Annotated in this window: 1 protein-coding gene; it reads right to left on the bottom strand. The window is 32.2% G+C overall.

What is annotated here, in order from left to right; all coding sequences use genetic code 11:
* On the bottom strand, window positions 1-475 hold a 475-nt coding region (locus tag E3E36_RS11750; RefSeq protein WP_167895564.1), incomplete at both ends, for a hypothetical protein.

Genomic DNA, 475 nt, shown 5'->3' on the forward strand with positions numbered 1-475 from the left:
ATAAATATATCCTTTGGGAATGAAACTACCATAAAGATATTTCAATACAATGCCCAGGTGTTCTTCAACTTTTTCTCCTGATAGTGTATCTAACTGGTTGCTTAATAAACGATAAGATACCGTAGCTTCATTTTCTATGAGTTCTGAATAGTAATAGTCTAAATACTCCAAAGTTTTGATATAAATCTCGAACACAGCATCCTCTTTATTGTCCTCTAATAAGCTTTTGAGGACTTTATATAGATCTAGGTTGTCTAAAAATACATACGTCAATCGTTGATATCTGCTTTTTTTAGTACTTTTTGCTTGGTTGCTTAATGGAATCACGATAGTTATGAAAAATTGATAGCTTCCACCTTTTGGATAATCCCACCGTCTGACTCCTTGGAGAACTATGGACTTGTCCTCTGTTTTATACTCTATATTAAAGATTTTAAACTCCTCATTTATTCCAAAACTATTAGTGAATGAGAAT

The organism is Thermococcus sp. M36 (genome assembly GCF_012027355.1).
Taxonomy (GTDB): Archaea; Methanobacteriota_B; Thermococci; order Thermococcales; family Thermococcaceae; genus Thermococcus.